Genomic DNA, 16,545 nt, shown 5'->3' with positions numbered 1-16,545 from the left:
GGTGGCAGTCGTCCTTGGGTAGGAGCACATCCGTACCCGAACAGTGCGGTAATAGAGGCAGGGCCCGTACTGTGGGTTCTGTTGGAGTGCTGGAGCTCAGTCCGTCAGAAGGGGGCGCGCGAAGCCCATGAGCGGTGTCATGAAGCGTATGGGAATGATCTTCCGCGCGAAGGCAAACAAGGCCCTTGACCGGGCCGAGGATCCGCGCGAGACCCTCGATTACTCGTACCAGAAGCAGCTGGAGCTGCTTCAGAAGGTACGCCGCGGCGTCGCCGATGTGGCGACCTCGCGCAAGCGGCTGGAGCTGCAGCTGAATCAGCTGCAGGGACAGTCGTCGAAGCTGGAGGACCAGGGCCGCAAGGCGCTCGCGCTCGGCCGCGAGGACCTGGCCCGCGAGGCGCTGTCCCGGCGCGCGGCCCTCCAGCAGCAGGTCACGGACCTGGAGACGCAGCACCAGACGCTGCAGGGTGAGGAGGAGAAGCTCACTCTCGCGGCCCAGCGGCTGCAGGCCAAGGTCGACGCCTTCCGTACGAAGAAGGAGACGATCAAGGCCACCTACACCGCGGCCCAGGCACAGACCCGGATCGGTGAGGCCTTCTCCGGCATCTCGGAGGAGATGGGTGACGTCGGCCTCGCGATCCAGCGGGCCGAGGACAAGACCCAGCAGCTGCAGGCGCGCGCCGGAGCCATCGACGAGCTGCTGGCATCCGGTGCCCTGGACGACCCGACCGGGACGGCGAAGGACGACATCGCCGCCGAGCTGGACCGGATCTCCGGTGGTACGGATGTGGAGCTGGAGCTGCAGCGCATGAAGGCCGAACTGGCCGGCGGCTCCTCCTCTTCCCAGCAGGCCATCGAAGGCGGTGCGCAGGACTCGGCACCGCAGTCCCCGCACAAGTTCGACAAGCAGTAAGGGCGGCGTCATGATCGTACGGATCATGGGGGAGGGCCAGGTAGCACTGGCCGACAGTCATGTCGCCGAGCTGAACAAGCTCGACGACGTACTGCTCGCGGAGATGGAGAGCGGCGACGGCCCCGGCTTTCGCACCACCCTCCACGCGCTCCTCGACAAGGTGCGCGAGCTCGGCTCGCCGCTGCCGGACGACTCCCTGGAGCCGTCCGAGCTGATCCTGCCGTCTCCTGACGCGACCCTCGAAGAAGTGCGCGCCATGCTCAGCGACGACGGGCTGATCCCCGGCTGACCTGGGGCTTTCCGTTCGGGGCACGCCGGGCCCGCGAGGCCCGGCGCGATCCGGACGAAGGGCCCGAGCGCTTCACTCCACACTCCCGCACTGTGCCCCGCCCGGTCCCACCGGCGCGGGGCACAGTGATACGGGTCGGTTCTGTGGTCGGATCCGCACACGGCAGGGACGGGAAAGTGCGCGACACGCCGTACCGTAGCTTGACGTGACCACCCTCGGAACCGGGTTCGTGCGCGCCCGACGCTGGCTGCGCGGCCATCCCCTGGCCTTCGACGCGGCGCTTGCCCTGGCCGTGCTCGCCTGCATGATCTGTGCGTCCTTCGCCGAGCCCAACCCGGGGCACGGGCCGATCTTCGGCATCCGCACCCCCGAACCGTCGAGCGTGCTCCTCATGGTCCTCGGCGCCGGGGCACTCGTACTGCGGCGGCGCGACCCCATGGCGGTACTCGCCGTGACCGGTCTGCTGTCCACCGCCGAGTTCATCCTCATGGACCCGCCCGCCCCCGTGGTGATGAGCGCGGTCATCGCGCTCTTCACCGTCGCGTCCCGCACCGACCGCCCCACCACCTGGCGGGTCGGACTGCTGACGATGGCGGTGCTGACCGTGGCGGCGATGGTGGTCGGCTCGACGCCCTGGTACAGCCAGGAGAACCTCGGCGTCTTCGCCTGGACCGGTATGGCCGCGGCCGCCGGCGACGCCGTCCGCAGCAGACGCGCGTTCATCGACGCGATCAGGGAACGTGCCGAGCGGGCCGAGCGCACCCGTGAGGAGGAGGCCCGCCGACGGGTCGCCGAGGAGCGGCTGCGGATCGCCCGGGACCTGCACGACGTCGTCGCCCACCACATCGCCCTGGTCAACGTCCAGGCCGGAGTGGCCGCCCACGTCATGGACAAGCGCCCGGACCAGGCCAAGGAAGCGCTCGCCCACGTCCGTGAGGCCAGCCGCTCCGCACTGGGCGAGCTCAGGACCACGGTCGGGCTGCTGCGCCAGTCCGGCGACCCCGCGGCGCCCACCGAGCCGGCACCCGGCCTCGCGGTCCTCGGCGAGCTCGTCGACACCTTCCGCAACGCCGGACTCCCCGTCGAGGTGGCCTGCACCGACCGCGACAGCCCGCTGCCCGCGGCCGTCGACCTCGCGGCGTACCGGGTCATCCAGGAGGCGCTCACCAACGTGCGCAAGCACGCGGGCGCCGACGCGAAGGCCGAGGTGAGCGTCGTACGGGTCGGGAGCACCGCGGAGATCACCGTGCTGGACAACGGCAGGGGCGTGCCGGGGACCGGGGACGACGGAACGGACCCGTACGGGGAGCGCGACGGCGGCGGCCACGGCCTCATCGGCATGCGCGAACGCGTCACCGCGCTCGGCGGAACCCTCACCGCGGGCCCCCGTTACGGCGGCGGATTCCGCGTCCATGCGATCCTGCCCGTCATGACGCGCACGGGTGAGCCGGAGAGGCCGGGCACGGCGGACAGCACGGGGGGACGCCCATGACGACACCGATCAAGGTGCTGCTCGCCGACGACCAGGCGCTGCTGCGCAGCGCGTTCCGGGTGCTGGTCGACTCGGAGCCCGACATGCAGGTCGTCGGTGAGGCCGCGGACGGCGCCCAGGCGGTCGAACTGGCCCGCTCGACCCGCGCCGATGTGGTGCTGATGGACATCCGGATGCCCGGCACCGACGGGCTCGCCGCCACCCGGATGATCAGCGCCGATCCGGATCTCGCGGGTGTACGGGTCGTCATGCTGACCACCTTCGAGGTGGACGAGTACGTGGTGCAGTCCCTGCGCGCCGGTGCGTCCGGCTTTCTCGGCAAGGGCGCCGAACCGGACGAGCTGCTCAACGCCATCCGCATCGCCGCCGCAGGGGAGGCGCTGCTCTCCCCGGCCGCGACCAAGGGGCTCATCGCCACGTTCCTCGCCCAGGGTGGCAGCGCGGGCGAGGGCCCGGACGCCGCGGCGTACGCCGAGCGGCTCGGCGCGCTCACGGTGCGGGAGCGCGAGGTGCTCGTCCTGGTCGCGGGCGGGCACTCCAACGACGAGATCGCCGAGCGGCTCGCGGTCAGCCCGCTCACGGTGAAGACCCATGTGAACAGGGCCATGGCGAAGCTGAGCGCCCGGGACCGGGCCCAACTGGTTGTTATTGCGTACGAATCGGGCCTGGTGCGTCCCAGGGCGGACTGACGGGTGGAGATCCGGCGTACTCCACCTGCGGTATGCGCGGCATAAGAATGCAACCCGGGGGGCGACGAATCCGTCCCCGGGATCGGCGATCGTATAGACGGGCGGGCTGTGTCCCCCTTTCTGCTCCCTGAGCAGCCGCCCATCTGCCGCGTAAGCCACAGAAGAGAGACCCACCCATGTCCTGGCTGTCCAGATTCAGCCTCGCGCAACGGGCCCTTATCGGGCTGATCTCGATCGTCGCGCTCGTTTTCGGAGCGATCGCGATCCCGCAGCTCAAGCAGCAGCTGCTGCCCACCATCGAACTCCCGATGGTGTCGGTGCTGGCCCCCTACCAGGGTGCGTCCCCCGATGTGGTCGAGAAGCAGGTCGTAGAACCGCTCGAGAACGCCATCAAGGCCGTCGACGGCGTCGAGGGCATCACCTCGACCGCCAGCGAGGGCAACGCCGTCATCATGGCGAGCTTCGACTTCGGTGACGAAGGCACCAAGCAGCTCGTCGCGGACATCCAGCAGGCCGTGAACCGCGCCCGCATCCAGCTGCCCGAGGACGTCGACCCGCAGGTCATCGCCGGTTCGACGGACGACATCCCGACCGTCGTCCTCGCCGTCACGTCCGACAAGGACCAGCAGGCGCTCGCCGACCAGCTGGACCGCACGGTCGTCCCGGCCCTCGAGGACATCGACGGCGTCGGCCAGGTCGCGGTCGACGGCGTCCAGGAACTCCAGGTCTCCGTCGTCCCCGACGACAGGAAGCTCGCCGCCGCCGGTCTGAACGCCGGCTCGCTGGCCCAGGCCCTCCAGGCCGGCGGCGCCACGGTCCCGGCCGGTTCCTTCTCCGAGGCGGGCAAGAGCCGCACCATCCAGGTCGGCGGCTCCTTCACCTCGCTGAAGCAGATCGAGGACCTGAAGGTCTCCGCCCAGAATCCCGCCACCGGCAAGTCCGGGAAGCCGGTCCGCGTCGGCGACATCGCCACGGTGAAGCAGGAGCCCTCCACCGCGGTCTCCATCACCCGTACGAACGGCAAGCCGAGCCTCGCCGTGATGGCCACGATGGACAAGGACGGCAGCGCCGTCGCCATCTCGGACGCCGTCCAGGACAAGCTCCCCGACCTGCGCAAGGACCTCGGTTCCGGCGCGGAGCTGACCGTCGTCTCGGACCAGGGACCGGCCGTCTCCAAGGCGATCTCCGGCCTGACCACCGAGGGCGCGCTCGGACTGCTCTTCGCGGTCATCGTGATCCTGGTCTTCCTCGCGTCGATTCGCTCGACCCTGGTCACCGCGGTCTCCATCCCGCTGTCCGTGGTCCTCGCACTGATCGTGCTCTGGACCCGCGACCTCTCGCTGAACATGCTCACGCTCGGCGCCCTCACGATCGCGATCGGCCGGGTCGTCGACGACTCGATCGTGGTCCTGGAGAACATCAAGCGGCACCTCGGCTACGGCGAGGAGCGCCATTCGGCGATCATCACCGCGGTCAAGGAAGTGGCTGGCGCTGTTACTTCCTCCACGCTCACCACCGTCGCGGTCTTCCTGCCCATCGGTCTGGTGGGCGGCATGGTGGGCCAGCTCTTCGGCTCGTTCTCCCTGACCGTCACCGCGGCCCTGCTGGCCTCCCTGCTGGTCTCGCTGACCGTGGTCCCGGTCCTCTCGTACTGGTTCCTGCGCGCCCCCAAGGGCACCGCCGAGAACCCGGACGAGGCGCGCCGCAAGGCCGAGGAGAAGGAAGCCGCGAGCCGGCTCCAGCGGCTCTACGTCCCCGTGCTGCGCTTCGCGACACGGCGCCGTATCACCAGCATCCTCATCGCCTTCGTCGTGCTGTTCGGCACCTTCGGCATGGCGCCCCTGCTGAAGACCAACTTCTTCGACCAGGGTGAGCAGGAGGTCCTCTCCATCAAGCAGGAGCTGACCCCCGGCACCAGCCTGGAGGCGGCCGACGCCGCGGCGCAGAAGGTCGAGAAGGTCCTCGCGGCCGACGAGGGCGTCAAGGACTACCAGGTCACCGTCGGCTCCTCCGGCTTCATGGCGGCCTTCGGCGGCGGTACGGGAGCCAACCAGGCCTCCTACCAGGTCACCCTGAAGAGCTCGGCGGACTTCGACGCGACCCAGGACCGGATCGACGAGGCCCTCGGCAAGCTCGACGGCATCGGCGACACGACGATCGCCGCGGGTGACGGCTTCGGCAGCCAGGACCTGAGCGTCGTGGTGAAGGCCGCGGACGCGGACATCCTGAAGAAGGCCTCCGAAGCGGTGCGGACCGAGGTCGCGAAGCTCGACGACGTCACCGACGTCCAGAGCGACCTGGCGCAGAGCGTTCCGCGCATCTCGGTCAAGGCCAACGACAAGGCCGCGGACGCCGGATTCAGCGAGGCCACGCTCGGCGCGGCGGTCGCCGGAGCGGTGCGCGGCACCCCGTCCGGCAAGGCGATCATGGACGACACCGAGCGTGACGTCATCGTGAAGTCGTCCAGCCCGGCCACCACCATGGCCGAGCTGAAGGCCCTGAAGCTCGGCCCGGTCGAGCTCGGCCGGATCGCCGACGTGAAGCTGGTCCCCGGCCCGGTCACGATGACCCGGATCGACGGGCAGCGCGCGGCGACGATCACCGCCAAGCCGACCGGCGACAACACGGGCGCGGTCAGCGCCTCGCTCCAGACGAAGATCAACGCCCTGGACCTCCCGGACGGCGCCACCGCATCCATCGGCGGCGTCTCCCAGGACCAGGACGACGCGTTCATGAAGCTGGGCCTCGCCATGCTGGCGGCCATCGCGATCGTCTTCATGCTGCTGGTGGCCACCTTCCGGTCGCTCATCCAGCCGCTGATCCTGCTGGTCTCCATCCCGTTCGCGGCGACCGGTGCCATCGGCCTCCTCGTCATCACCGGCACGCCGATGGGCGTCCCGGCGATGATCGGCATGCTGATGCTGATCGGCATCGTGGTGACGAACGCGATCGTGCTGATCGACCTGATCAACCAGTACCGATCGCAGGGAATGGGCGTCGTCGAGGCAGTCGTCGAGGGTGGCCGCCACCGTCTGCGCCCGATCCTGATGACGGCACTGGCGACGATCTTCGCCCTGCTCCCGATGGCGCTCGGCGTCACCGGCGAGGGCGGGTTCATCTCCCAGCCGCTGGCGGTCGTGGTGATCGGCGGTCTGATCACCTCCACGCTGCTGACGCTGCTCCTGGTGCCGACGCTGTACGCGATGGTCGAGCTCCGCAAGGAGCGCCGCGCCAAGAAGAAGGCGGCCAAGCGCGAGGCGAAGGCGGGCGTCGCCGCCTCCGAGGCGCCGGAGGAAGCCACCTCCGACGAGCCGGAGCCCGCGAAGGCCTGACGGCCCTCGTAGCGACACAGGAAGGCCCCCGACGCCGTACAACGGCATCGGGGGCCTTCCCCTTCGGGTGATGCGTGGGAACGGCCACGGCCGGGTCGGCAGGCGCTCCCGCCGCGGCCGGGTCCGCCCCCGCCACCCCCTACGGCAGCGCCAGCATCCGCTCCAGCGCCAGCTTCGCGTACTTCTCCGTCTCCGGGTCGACCTGGATCCGGTTGACGAGGTTCCCCTCGGCCAGCGACTCCAGCGTCCACACCAGGTGCGGCAGGTCGATCCGGTTCATCGTCGAGCAGAAGCACACCGTCTTGTCGAGGAAGACGATTTCCTTGTCCTCCGCGGCGAAACGGTTCGCCAGGCGGCGCACCAGGTTCAGCTCCGTACCGATGGCCCACTTCGAACCGGCCGGGGCCGCCTCCAGGGCCTTGATGATGTACTCCGTCGAGCCCACGTAGTCCGCGGCCGCCACGACCTCGTTCTTGCACTCCGGGTGGACCAGCACGTTGACACCCGGGATCCGCTCCCGCACGTCGTTGACGGACTCCACCGAGAAGCGGCCGTGCACCGAGCAGTGCCCGCGCCACAGGATCATCTTCGCGTTCCGCAGCTCCTCGGCGGTGAGGCCGCCGTTCGGCTTGTGCGGGTTGTAGAGGACGCAGTCCTCCAGGGTCATCCCCATATCCCGCACGGCCGTGTTGCGCCCCAGGTGCTGGTCCGGCAGGAAGAGCACCTTCTCACCCTGCTCGAAGGCCCACTCGAGCGCCCGCTTCGCGTTGGACGAGGTGCAGATCGTCCCGCCGTGCCGACCGGTGAAGGCCTTGATGTCGGCGGAGGAGTTCATGTACGAGACCGGCACGACCCGGTCGGCCACGCCCGCCTCCGTCAGCACGTCCCAGCACTCGGCGACCTGCTCCGCGGTGGCCATGTCGGCCATCGAGCAGCCCGCGGCCAGGTCCGGCAGGACGACCTTCTGGTCGTCACCGGTCAGGATGTCCGCGGACTCCGCCATGAAGTGCACGCCGCAGAAGACGATGTACTCCGCCTCGGGCCGCGCCGCCGCGTCCCGGGCGAGCTTGAACGAGTCGCCGGTGACGTCCGCGAACTGGATGACCTCGTCGCGCTGGTAGTGGTGTCCGAGGACGAAGACCTTGTCCCCGAGCTTCTCCTTGGCTGCGCGAGCACGCTCCACGAGGTCCGGGTCGGACGGGGAGGGCAGGTCGCCGGGGCATTCGACGCCGCGCTCACTCCTCGGGTCGGCCTCGCGGCCGAGCAGCAGCAGGGCGAGGGGTGTCGGCTGGACATCCAGGGGCTGGGCGGTGGTCACGACACGCACCCTTTCTTTTCTGCGAACTCTGCGAACAAGCCTTTTCGTCTAATTGACGCTATCTATCATAACCGGCTCACGTCAGATTGACGATGCCGATAGCGTCGATGTGACGCATCCCGCCGAGGGTGCGGTGTGCGAGCATGAAGGGAACAGACAAGCGCCCGGCCCGGAATGAATCCGAGGCCCCGATGGTTGGACCGTCGGCAAGCACTCCGTACAACCCGGGAGAGAAGCAGATGTCCGTATCGGACGAGACCACCACCGTGAGCGACGGCATCCTCCTGTCCGACGCCGCCGCAGACAAGGTCAGGACCCTGCTGGAGCAGGAGGGCCGTGACGACCTCGCTCTGCGCGTCGCCGTTCAGCCCGGAGGTTGCTCCGGCCTGCGCTACCAGCTCTTCTTCGACGAGCGCTCGCTCGACGGGGACGTCGTGAAGGACTTCGGCGGCGTCAAGGTTGTCACCGACCGGATGAGCGCCCCGTACCTGGGCGGCGCCTCGGTCGACTTCGTGGACACGATCGAGAAGCAGGGCTTCACGATCGACAACCCGAACGCCACCGGCTCCTGTGCCTGCGGTGACTCCTTCAGCTAAGCCTGATACGACAGCGGCGGCGCTCCCGGGCCCCGGGAGCGCCGCCGCTGTCGTGCGCGTGCGGTGCGGCTTCAGCCGCGCGGCACCGTCGCGCCCGACGCGTCGAGCACCTTCCGGCCGTCGAGCGGTGCGTCCAGCGTCACCGTCCGGGTCAGTTCCTTGGCGATCATGATGCAGGCCTTACCGGGCTCCGGCTTCGACTCCGTGACCGTCACCCGGACAGTGGACCCGCTCTCCTTGGCATGTGCCGCGTACGTGCTGCACACGCCGCCCCAGAACGTCACGTCCAGCTTCCGCCCGTCGGCGCTGTACGAGATGATCTGGCGCCCGCTGCCGGTCGCGTCACCCGGGTCCGTCCCCGGGTCCTTCGTGGGCTCGGGCGCCGGCTCCGTGCCGCTCTTCTTCGCCAGGTAGTCCGGGTCCACGGCCACCTGGGTGACGGTGCTTTCCGGGCCGCCCCCTTCGGGCCGTACGGAGAAGACCCACGACGGGACGAGCGTCTGCTCCCCGTCCACGTACCGCGCCGCGAGTCCCAGCACGGCCTTGTCGACCGTCATGGTGGTGGTCACCGGCGCCCCGCTCCGCGAAGCGCAGCCGGTCTTCGGCGAGGACAGGTCGCCCTCCAGCGGTACGGGTGTCGCGCAGCCGCCGACGGACGGCTTCGTGTTCTGCGGGCTCTCCGCGTTCAGCTGCTTCAGCGCCTCGTCCGCACCGATCACCGGGTAGGTATCGCCCTTCGCCAGGCCCTTCACCTGCCCGCTGCCGCCGACCACCTCACCCCCGGCGCCCACCTGGATCCCGGTGGACCAGCCGTAGGTCGGCAGCCCGCCGACCACCGGATCGGCGTTCACCACCCGTACGGAGCCCATCACCTGGCGCGCGTCGAGTGCGGCATCGTCCTGCCCCACGGCCTTGAGCACCGGAACAGCCGCGGCCTTGGCGGCCTTCTCGCTCACCGGCGAGCCGGTGCCGGGCCCCGGTGCCGTGTCCTTCGAGCAGACCGTGGTCGACTCGCACGCGTCAGGGCCGCCGGAGCCGTACCGGGCGAAGGTCCAGGTGCCCGGAGCCTGCTTGGTCACCCGCAGGATCGGTCCCGACCCGTCCCCGTCGACGCCCACCTTCCAGGAGGTGCCTTCGGCACGCGGTGTTCCCTGCACCCCGAGGGCCTTCGCGAGGCGCGCCACCTCGGCCGAGGTCACCGTCCCCGTCGCGCGGTGGACGGCGGCCTTGCCGGGGCCGTCGGGCAGGTCTCCCGAGGCGCGGTAGACGGTTCCGCTGCCATGCGGATCCGGCTCGCCCGGCGCGATGCCCTCCGGAGGCGCCGAGGGGCTGTCCGCCGCCGTGTCCAGGGAGAGCAGGGGCGGAGAGCCGTCGCCGGCGGCAGGGCTGCTCGCGTCCCCGCCGCCGTCCGCGGCGGTCGAGGCCCAGTACGCACCGCCGCCGCCGGCGATCAGCACGGCCGCCGCCACCGAGGCCACCGCGAGCGGTGAACGCCGCCGCCGGGGGCCGGTCACATCATTCTCGGGTTTCTCGGTGCTCACCGGATCGCTCCTTCGCCTGCATGGCCGCCACTGGCTCAACGCCTGTCCCCCGAGTGGGGACAACGGTGGGACGGAGCAGGGGAGCGTGCGGTTCCACCGCGGTGCGCGGGGGAGCCGCCCCTACCGGACACGTGCCCCGGTCAGTCCCCGTACTCGGACATGGCGTCGATGAGGCGGGCCGAGGACGGCGGCACCGTGACCCCGTGAATCAGGGAGGGTGTCACCGGATCGGTGGCAGTCTTCACGGGTACGACCCAGTGGGGCGCCATCCGCGCGCAGTCACCCCGCAGCTCGGCCAGGCTCATCTCGGACTCACGCGAAACGATGTTGTTCGACATATCCGCACCGTACGCACGGTGGAGCTCAGGTAGAAAGACCTACTATCGGGTAGTTTTCCCCTTCGGGTCCGGTGGTGCCACCGGGTAGCGTGAACTGTCACGCCGTCCCGGAGGGCGCGCTCACGCGTTCCCTTCGCCCTTCCGCAGGAGCAGCCTCCCCGTGCGCATTGCAGTCACCGGCTCCATCGCCACCGACCACCTGATGACCTTCCCCGGCCGATTCGCCGACCAGCTCGTCGCGGACCAGCTGCACACGGTCTCGCTCTCCTTCCTGGTCGACAACCTCGACGTGCGCCGCGGAGGTGTCGGCGCCAACATCGCCTTCGGCATGGGCATGCTGGGCGCCCGGCCGATCCTGGTCGGCGCCGCCGGGGCCGACTTCGACGAGTACCGCGCCTGGCTCGACCGGCACGGCGTCGACACCGACTCGGTCCGGATCTCCGAGGTCCTGCACACGGCCCGCTTCGTCTGCACGACGGACGCCGACCACAACCAGATCGGCTCCTTCTACACCGGCGCGATGAGCGAGGCGCGGCTGATCGAGCTGAAGAGCGTCGCCGACCGCGTCGGCGGCCTCGACCTCGTCTCCATCGGGGCCGACGACCCCGAGGCGATGCTCCGCCACACGGAGGAGTGCCGCTCGCGGAGCATTCCGTTCGCCGCGGACTTCTCGCAGCAGATCGCCCGGATGGACGGCGACGACATCCGGATCCTCCTCGACGGCGCCACGTACCTCTTCTCCAACGAGTACGAGAAGGGGCTCATCGAGTCCAAGACCGGCTGGAGCGACGAGGAGATCCTCTCCCGGGTCGGCCACCGCGTCACCACCCTCGGCGCCCGCGGCGTCCGCATCGAGCGGGCCGGTCAGGACCCGATCGAGGTCGGCTGCGCCGAGGAGGAGCGGAAGGCCGACCCCACCGGCGTCGGCGACGCCTTCCGGGCCGGATTCCTCTCCGGCCTCGCGTGGGGCGTGGGCCTGGAGCGTGCCGCCCAGGTCGGCTGCATGCTCGCGACCCTGGTCATCGAGACGGTCGGCACCCAGGAGTACACCCTGCGCCGCACCCACTTCATGGACCGCTTCACCAAGGCGTACGGCGACGAGGCCGCCACCGAGGTCCGGGCGCACCTCTCCTAGGACGGGCTCACAGGAGCCGGCGGACCACGAAGGCCGAACCCCGGTCCGCCGGCTCCTCGCCCACGTACTCCTGCCCGCGCATCTCGCACCAGGCGGGAATGTCGAGCCGGGCGGCCTCGTCGTCGGCGAGGACCGTCACCGTGCCGCCCACGGGTACCTCTCCGATCACCTTTGCGAGTTCAATCACCGGGATCGGGCAGCGCCTGCCGAGCGCGTCGACGACGAGCGAGGCGCGCGGGGCGGGGGAGGGGGCCGCCGCGACGGGAGCCCCGAGCTTCTCCCGTACCCCCGCCACCAGCCCGGGAAGCACCTCGAGGAAACGGTCGACCTCCGCGTCGGTGGTCCCGGCGGGGAGCGACACGCGGATGTTCCCCTCCGTGAGCACGCCCATGGCCTTGAGGACATGGCTGGGAGTCAGCGTGCTGCTCGTGCAGGACGAACCGGATGAAACAGAGAATTCCGCCCGGTCCAGCTCGTGCAGCAGAGTCTCTCCGTCGACATAGAGACAGGAGAACGTCACCAGGTGCGGCAGCCGCCGCACCGGATCGCCGACCACCTCCACATCGGGCACCACGCGGGCCACCGTGGTGCGGATACGGTCCACCAGGGCGCGCAGCCGTACGGACTCCGCCGCCGCCTCGGCGCGCACCGCGCGCAGTGAGGCCGCCGCGGCCACGATCGCCGGGATGTTCTCGAAGCCCGCGGCGCGCCCCGACTCCCGTTCGTCGGCGGCGCCTTGGGGGGCGAACCGGACCCCCTTGCGGACGGCGAGCAGGCCGACCCCCGCGGGTCCGCCCCACTTGTGGGCGCTGGCGGTCAGCAGGGACCAGCCTCCGGGCACCGGCCCCCACCCCAGGGACTGCGCGGCGTCCACCAGCAGGGGCACGCCCGCGGCGGCGCAGACCTCGGCGGTCTCGGCCACCGGCTGTACGGTCCCCACCTCATGGTTGGCCGACTGCAGGCAGGCCAGCGCCGTGTCCGCCCGCAGCGCCCGGCCGTACGCCGAAGGATCCACCGCACCGGCCCGGTCCACCGCCACCTCGGTGAACGACCCGCCCGCCGCCTCCAGCGCCGCGGCCGAGTGCAGCACCGACGAGTGTTCGACTGCGGAGACCACCAGATGGCGGCCGACACGCCGACGTCCGTGGAGGGCCCCGGCCACCCCGGTGTGCACCGCCCGGGTCCCCGAGGAGGTGAAGACGAGCTCGTCCGGCCGGCATCCGACCGCCTCCGCCGCTGCCTCCCGGGCCGCGTCCAGCAACAGTCCGGCCCGCCGCCCCTCGCGGTACAGGCGGGCGGGATCGGCCCAGCCCTCGTCCAGCGAGGCAAGCAGCGCCTGGCGGGCGACGGGGTGCAGGGGGGCGGAGGAGGCGGTATCGAAGTAGGACACACCGCCACGCTAGCCCGCACCGGCGCCCACCTGGGGGCGGGCCGCCGTCCGAGCCGGGAGAGGGGGCGTCAGATGACCGCCGGAGGGCCGGATTCCACCCCTTCGGGGAGTCGGGCGGCGCGTTGGGCACCCTCCCCGCGCGACCCCAAATAGCGTCCAGTAGGGTTTGGTCCGCATAAACATCCAAACCCCTGCCCGCGTCAGGGCCGGCGACCGACCAAGTGAGACGGGCGCGCCGACCGTGCGGGCGAGACTCTCGGGAAGGCGCTACGTGAGTCCCAACGGCTCCGACCGCTTGTCGCGGCGCCCGATGCGGCGGAAGCTGCCGCAGGTGCTGACTGCGGGCCTGGTCCTGGCGACGGCCTCCGGTTGTTCATACAACTGGGAGGATTTCCCACGCCTCGGTATGCCCACCCCGGTAACGGAAGAGGCCCCGATCATCCTGTCCCTCTGGCAGGGCTCGTGGGCGGCAGCGCTCGCCACGGGTGTCCTTGTCTGGGGGCTGATCATCTGGAGTGTCATCTTCCACCGGCGTAGCCGGACCAAGGTGGAGGTACCTCAGCAGACCAGGTACAACATGCCCATCGAGGCGTTGTACACAGTGGTACCCCTCATCATCGTCTCGGTGTTCTTCTACTTCACCGCACGCGATGAATCGAAGCTCCTCGAGCTCACACCGAAGCCCGCCCACACCATCAACGTGGTCGGCTACCAGTGGAGCTGGGGCTTCAACTACATCGAGAACGTGGAGGGCTCGCCCTCCACCGACGGCGAGATCCCGAAGGAACTCGACGCCATCCCCGACAAGTACCGCAAGGACTTCCCCGCGGACGCCGGCGGCGTCTACGACGTGGGCATCCCCGGTACGAGGAACCCGCAGAACGGCAACCCGGGTCCGACCCTGTGGCTGCCGAAGGGCGAGAAGGTCCGCTTCGTTCTGACTTCGCGTGACGTCATCCACTCCTTCTGGGTGGTGCCGTTCCTCATGAAGCAGGACGTCATTCCGGGCCACACGAACTCCTTCGAGGTGACTCCGAACAAGGAGGGCACCTACATGGGCAAGTGCGCCGAGCTCTGCGGCGTCGACCACTCCCGGATGCTCTTCAACGTCAAGATCGTCTCTCCGGAGCGTTACCAGCAGCACCTCAAGGAGCTGGCGGAGAAGGGTCAGACGGGCTACGTGCCGGCAGGCATCGAGCAGACGGACCCGGCCAGGAATGCGGAGACGAACAAACTGTGAGCATCCTCAATGAATCCCAGGGTGCCGCGGCAGCAGACGACTCGTTCGAGGACGAGCTGCCGGTACGGCGCAAGCAGCCGGGGAGTGTCGTCGTCAAGTGGATGACCACCACTGACCACAAGACCATCGGCACGATGTACCTGATCACGTCGTTCGCCTTCTTCGTCATCGGTGGCCTCCTGGCGCTCTTCATGCGCGCCGAGCTGGCCAGGCCGGGTACGCAGATCATGTCGAACGAGCAGTTCAACCAGGCGTTCACGATGCACGGCACGATCATGCTGCTGATGTTCGCGACGCCGCTGTTCGCCGGGTTCGCGAACTGGATCATGCCGCTGCAGATCGGCGCGCCCGATGTGGCGTTCCCGCGGCTGAACATGTTCGCGTACTGGCTCTACCTCTTCGGCTCGATCATCGCCGTGGCCGGCTTCCTCACCCCGCAGGGTGCGGCCGACTTCGGCTGGTTCGCCTACTCCCCGCTCTCGGACGCCGTCCGCTCGCCGGGTGTCGGTGCCGATATGTGGATCATGGGTCTGGCCTTCTCCGGCTTCGGCACGATCCTCGGCTCGGTCAACTTCATCACCACGATCATCTGCATGCGCGCCCCCGGCATGACGATGTTCCGCATGCCGATCTTCACCTGGAACGTCCTGCTGACCGGTGTTCTGGTCCTGCTGGCCTTCCCGGTCCTGGCCGCCGCGCTCTTCGCGCTGGAGGTGGACCGTAAATTCGGTGCGCATATCTTCGACTCGGCCAATGGCGGAGCATTGCTCTGGCAACACCTCTTCTGGTTCTTCGGCCATCCAGAGGTGTACATCATCGCTTTGCCATTCTTCGGAATCGTCTCCGAGATCATTCCGGTCTTCAGCCGGAAGCCGATGTTCGGCTACATCGGTCTCATCGCGGCGACCATCTCCATCGCGGGCCTCTCGGTGACGGTGTGGGCGCACCACATGTACGTGACGGGCGGCGTACTCCTGCCGTTCTTCTCCTTCATGACATTCCTCATCGCGGTACCGACCGGTGTGAAGTTCTTCAACTGGATCGGCACGATGTGGAAGGGGTCGTTGTCCTTCGAGACACCGATGCTCTGGTCCGTCGGCTTCCTGATCACCTTCGCCTTCGGTGGTCTGACCGGCGTGATCCTGGCGTCGCCGCCCCTGGACTTCCACGTCTCCGACTCGTACTTCGTGGTGGCGCACTTCCACTACGTCGTCTTCGGCACCGTGGTCTTCGCGATGTTCGCCGGATTCCACTTCTGGTGGCCGAAGTTCACCGGCAAGATGCTGGACGAGCGACTCGGGAAGATGACCTTCTGGACGCTGTTCGTGGGCTTCCACGGCACGTTCCTGGTGCAGCACTGGCTCGGCGCGGAAGGTATGCCCCGTCGTTACGCGGACTACCTCGCGGCGGACGGCTTCACCGCGCTGAACACGATCTCGACGATCTCCTCCTTCGTGCTCGGCCTGTCGATGCTGCCGTTCTTCTACAACGTGTGGAAGACCGCCAAGTACGGCAAGAAGGTCGAGGTCGACGACCCGTGGGGCTACGGCCGTTCGCTCGAATGGGCGACGTCCTGCCCGCCGCCGCGGCACAACTTCCTCACGCTGCCGCGGATCCGTTCCGAATCCCCGGCGTTCGACCTGCACCACCCGGAGATCGCGGCACTCGAGCTGCTGGAGCACCACTCCGACGGTGACAAGGTCCTCGTCGGCGGCAAGGAGGCCGGCAAGTGAAGATCCAGGGCAAGCTGTTCATCTGGCTGAGCGTCTTCATGCTGGCCATGGCCATCACGTACGGCGTCTGGTCCAAGGAGCCGGTGGGTACCACCGCGCTCGTCCTGTCCTTCGGACTGACCGTCATGATCGGCTTCTATCTGGCCTTCACGGCCAACAGGGTCGACAAGATGGCCCAGGACAACAAGGAAGCCGATGTCGCGGACGAAGCCGGTGAAGTGGGCTTCTTCTCCCCGCACAGCTGGCAGCCGCTCTCCCTGGCCGTCGGTGGCGCCCTGCTCTTCCTGGGCGTCGTCTTCGGCTGGTGGCTGGCCTACTTCTCGGCCCCGCTGCTGCTGATCGGCCTCTTCGGCTGGGTCTTCGAGTACTACCGCGGTGAGAACCGCACCCAGTGAGACCGCGCCGACCGTAGGACCCGTTACACCCTTACGGGGGCCCGCCCCGCTCAGTGATGATGGGGGGGGGGCGCCCCATTGAGCGGCCCTACAACGTGCTGTGTGTTTATATGGTTGTAGTGTTGTGATTTGACAAAAACCCCG

General features: G+C 69.1%; 14 protein-coding genes. 10 read left to right on the top strand and 4 right to left on the bottom strand.

All coding sequences use genetic code 11. The features are described from left to right. Window positions 1-139: 139 nt before the first annotated feature. The 5 genes from ACFW9O_RS16385 to ACFW9O_RS16365 all read left to right on the top strand — a co-directional run bounded on the left by ACFW9O_RS16385 (window position 140) and on the right by ACFW9O_RS16365 (window position 6,715). Window positions 140-913 carry a PspA/IM30 family protein gene (locus tag ACFW9O_RS16385; RefSeq protein ID WP_384609816.1) on the top strand — a complete coding sequence of 258 codons (774 nt, stop codon included), beginning with the start codon at window positions 140-142 and terminating at the stop codon, window positions 911-913. 10 nt (window positions 914-923) lie between these two features. Beyond that, window positions 924-1,202: a hypothetical protein gene (locus ACFW9O_RS16380; RefSeq protein WP_383173433.1), complete on the top strand. Its 279-nt coding sequence runs from the start codon at window positions 924-926 to the stop codon at window positions 1,200-1,202. A gap of 205 nt (window positions 1,203-1,407) precedes the next feature. After that, window positions 1,408-2,694, top strand: a complete 1,287-nt coding sequence (locus ACFW9O_RS16375) for a histidine kinase (RefSeq protein WP_384609812.1) — start codon at window positions 1,408-1,410, stop codon at window positions 2,692-2,694. Further along, window positions 2,691-3,383 (top strand): response regulator, encoded by a 693-nt coding sequence (locus ACFW9O_RS16370; protein ID WP_384609809.1) that lies wholly within the window; start codon window positions 2,691-2,693, stop codon window positions 3,381-3,383. Before ACFW9O_RS16375 ends, ACFW9O_RS16370 begins: the two co-directional genes overlap by 4 nt. Window positions 3,384-3,559: 176 nt before the next feature. Beyond that, a complete protein-coding gene (locus ACFW9O_RS16365; RefSeq protein WP_384609806.1) occupies window positions 3,560-6,715 on the top strand; it encodes an efflux RND transporter permease subunit in 3,156 nt (1,051 codons plus the stop codon). A gap of 139 nt (window positions 6,716-6,854) precedes the next feature. On the opposite strand, the gene nadA is transcribed toward ACFW9O_RS16365, so the two are convergent. Continuing rightward, entirely contained in the window at window positions 6,855-8,042 is a 1,188-nt protein-coding gene (gene nadA / locus ACFW9O_RS16360) for a quinolinate synthase NadA (protein WP_351173656.1), read from the bottom strand. A gap of 230 nt (window positions 8,043-8,272) precedes the next feature. On the opposite strand from nadA, the gene ACFW9O_RS16355 reads away from it, so the two are divergent. Next, the gene (locus tag ACFW9O_RS16355) at window positions 8,273-8,629 is read left to right on the top strand and encodes an iron-sulfur cluster assembly accessory protein (RefSeq protein WP_056784314.1); all 357 of its coding nucleotides are present in this window, start codon (window positions 8,273-8,275) and stop codon (window positions 8,627-8,629) included. 71 nt (window positions 8,630-8,700) lie between these two features. Here the strand turns inward: ACFW9O_RS16355 and ACFW9O_RS16350 are convergent, their stop codons facing one another. Both ACFW9O_RS16350 and ACFW9O_RS16345 read right to left on the bottom strand, forming a co-directional pair. Continuing rightward, window positions 8,701-10,170, bottom strand: a complete 1,470-nt coding sequence (locus ACFW9O_RS16350; RefSeq protein WP_384609802.1) for a hypothetical protein — start codon at window positions 10,168-10,170, stop codon at window positions 8,701-8,703. 140 nt (window positions 10,171-10,310) lie between these two features. Beyond that, the gene (locus tag ACFW9O_RS16345; protein WP_351181621.1) at window positions 10,311-10,508 is read right to left on the bottom strand and encodes a hypothetical protein; all 198 of its coding nucleotides are present in this window, start codon (window positions 10,506-10,508) and stop codon (window positions 10,311-10,313) included. A gap of 160 nt (window positions 10,509-10,668) precedes the next feature. Here ACFW9O_RS16345 and ACFW9O_RS16340 point away from each other — a divergent pair, with 160 nt between their 5' ends. Beyond that, window positions 10,669-11,643 (top strand): carbohydrate kinase family protein, encoded by a 975-nt coding sequence (locus tag ACFW9O_RS16340; RefSeq protein ID WP_384609799.1) that lies wholly within the window; start codon window positions 10,669-10,671, stop codon window positions 11,641-11,643. Between the two features lie 7 nt (window positions 11,644-11,650). On the opposite strand, the gene ACFW9O_RS16335 is transcribed toward ACFW9O_RS16340, so the two are convergent. Beyond that, window positions 11,651-13,033 (bottom strand): cysteine desulfurase/sulfurtransferase TusA family protein, encoded by a 1,383-nt coding sequence (locus ACFW9O_RS16335; RefSeq protein WP_384609796.1) that lies wholly within the window; start codon window positions 13,031-13,033, stop codon window positions 11,651-11,653. A 271-nt stretch (window positions 13,034-13,304) separates the two neighbouring features. Here ACFW9O_RS16335 and coxB point away from each other — a divergent pair, with 271 nt between their 5' ends. Genes coxB through ACFW9O_RS16320 form a run of 3 tightly spaced genes read left to right on the top strand, consistent with a single transcriptional unit; the run spans window position 13,305 to window position 16,401 of the window. Then, entirely contained in the window at window positions 13,305-14,273 is a 969-nt protein-coding gene (gene coxB / locus ACFW9O_RS16330; RefSeq protein ID WP_351181630.1) for a cytochrome c oxidase subunit II, read from the top strand. Beyond that, complete coding sequence (ctaD, locus tag ACFW9O_RS16325) at window positions 14,270-16,006, top strand: cytochrome c oxidase subunit I (protein ID WP_384609793.1); 1,737 nt, start codon at window positions 14,270-14,272, stop codon at window positions 16,004-16,006. The genes coxB and ctaD overlap by 4 nt, the downstream gene beginning before the upstream one ends. Next, window positions 16,003-16,401: a cytochrome c oxidase subunit 4 gene (locus tag ACFW9O_RS16320; protein WP_384609790.1), complete on the top strand. Its 399-nt coding sequence runs from the start codon at window positions 16,003-16,005 to the stop codon at window positions 16,399-16,401. The genes ctaD and ACFW9O_RS16320 overlap by 4 nt, the downstream gene beginning before the upstream one ends. Window positions 16,402-16,545 lie beyond the last annotated feature (144 nt).

It is taken from the genome of Streptomyces sp. NPDC059499 (assembly GCF_042749285.1).
Lineage (GTDB): Bacteria > Actinomycetota > Actinomycetes > Streptomycetales > Streptomycetaceae > Streptomyces.
Note: the sequence above shows the minus strand (reverse complement) of the source record. Positions and strands in the feature narration are given on the sequence as shown.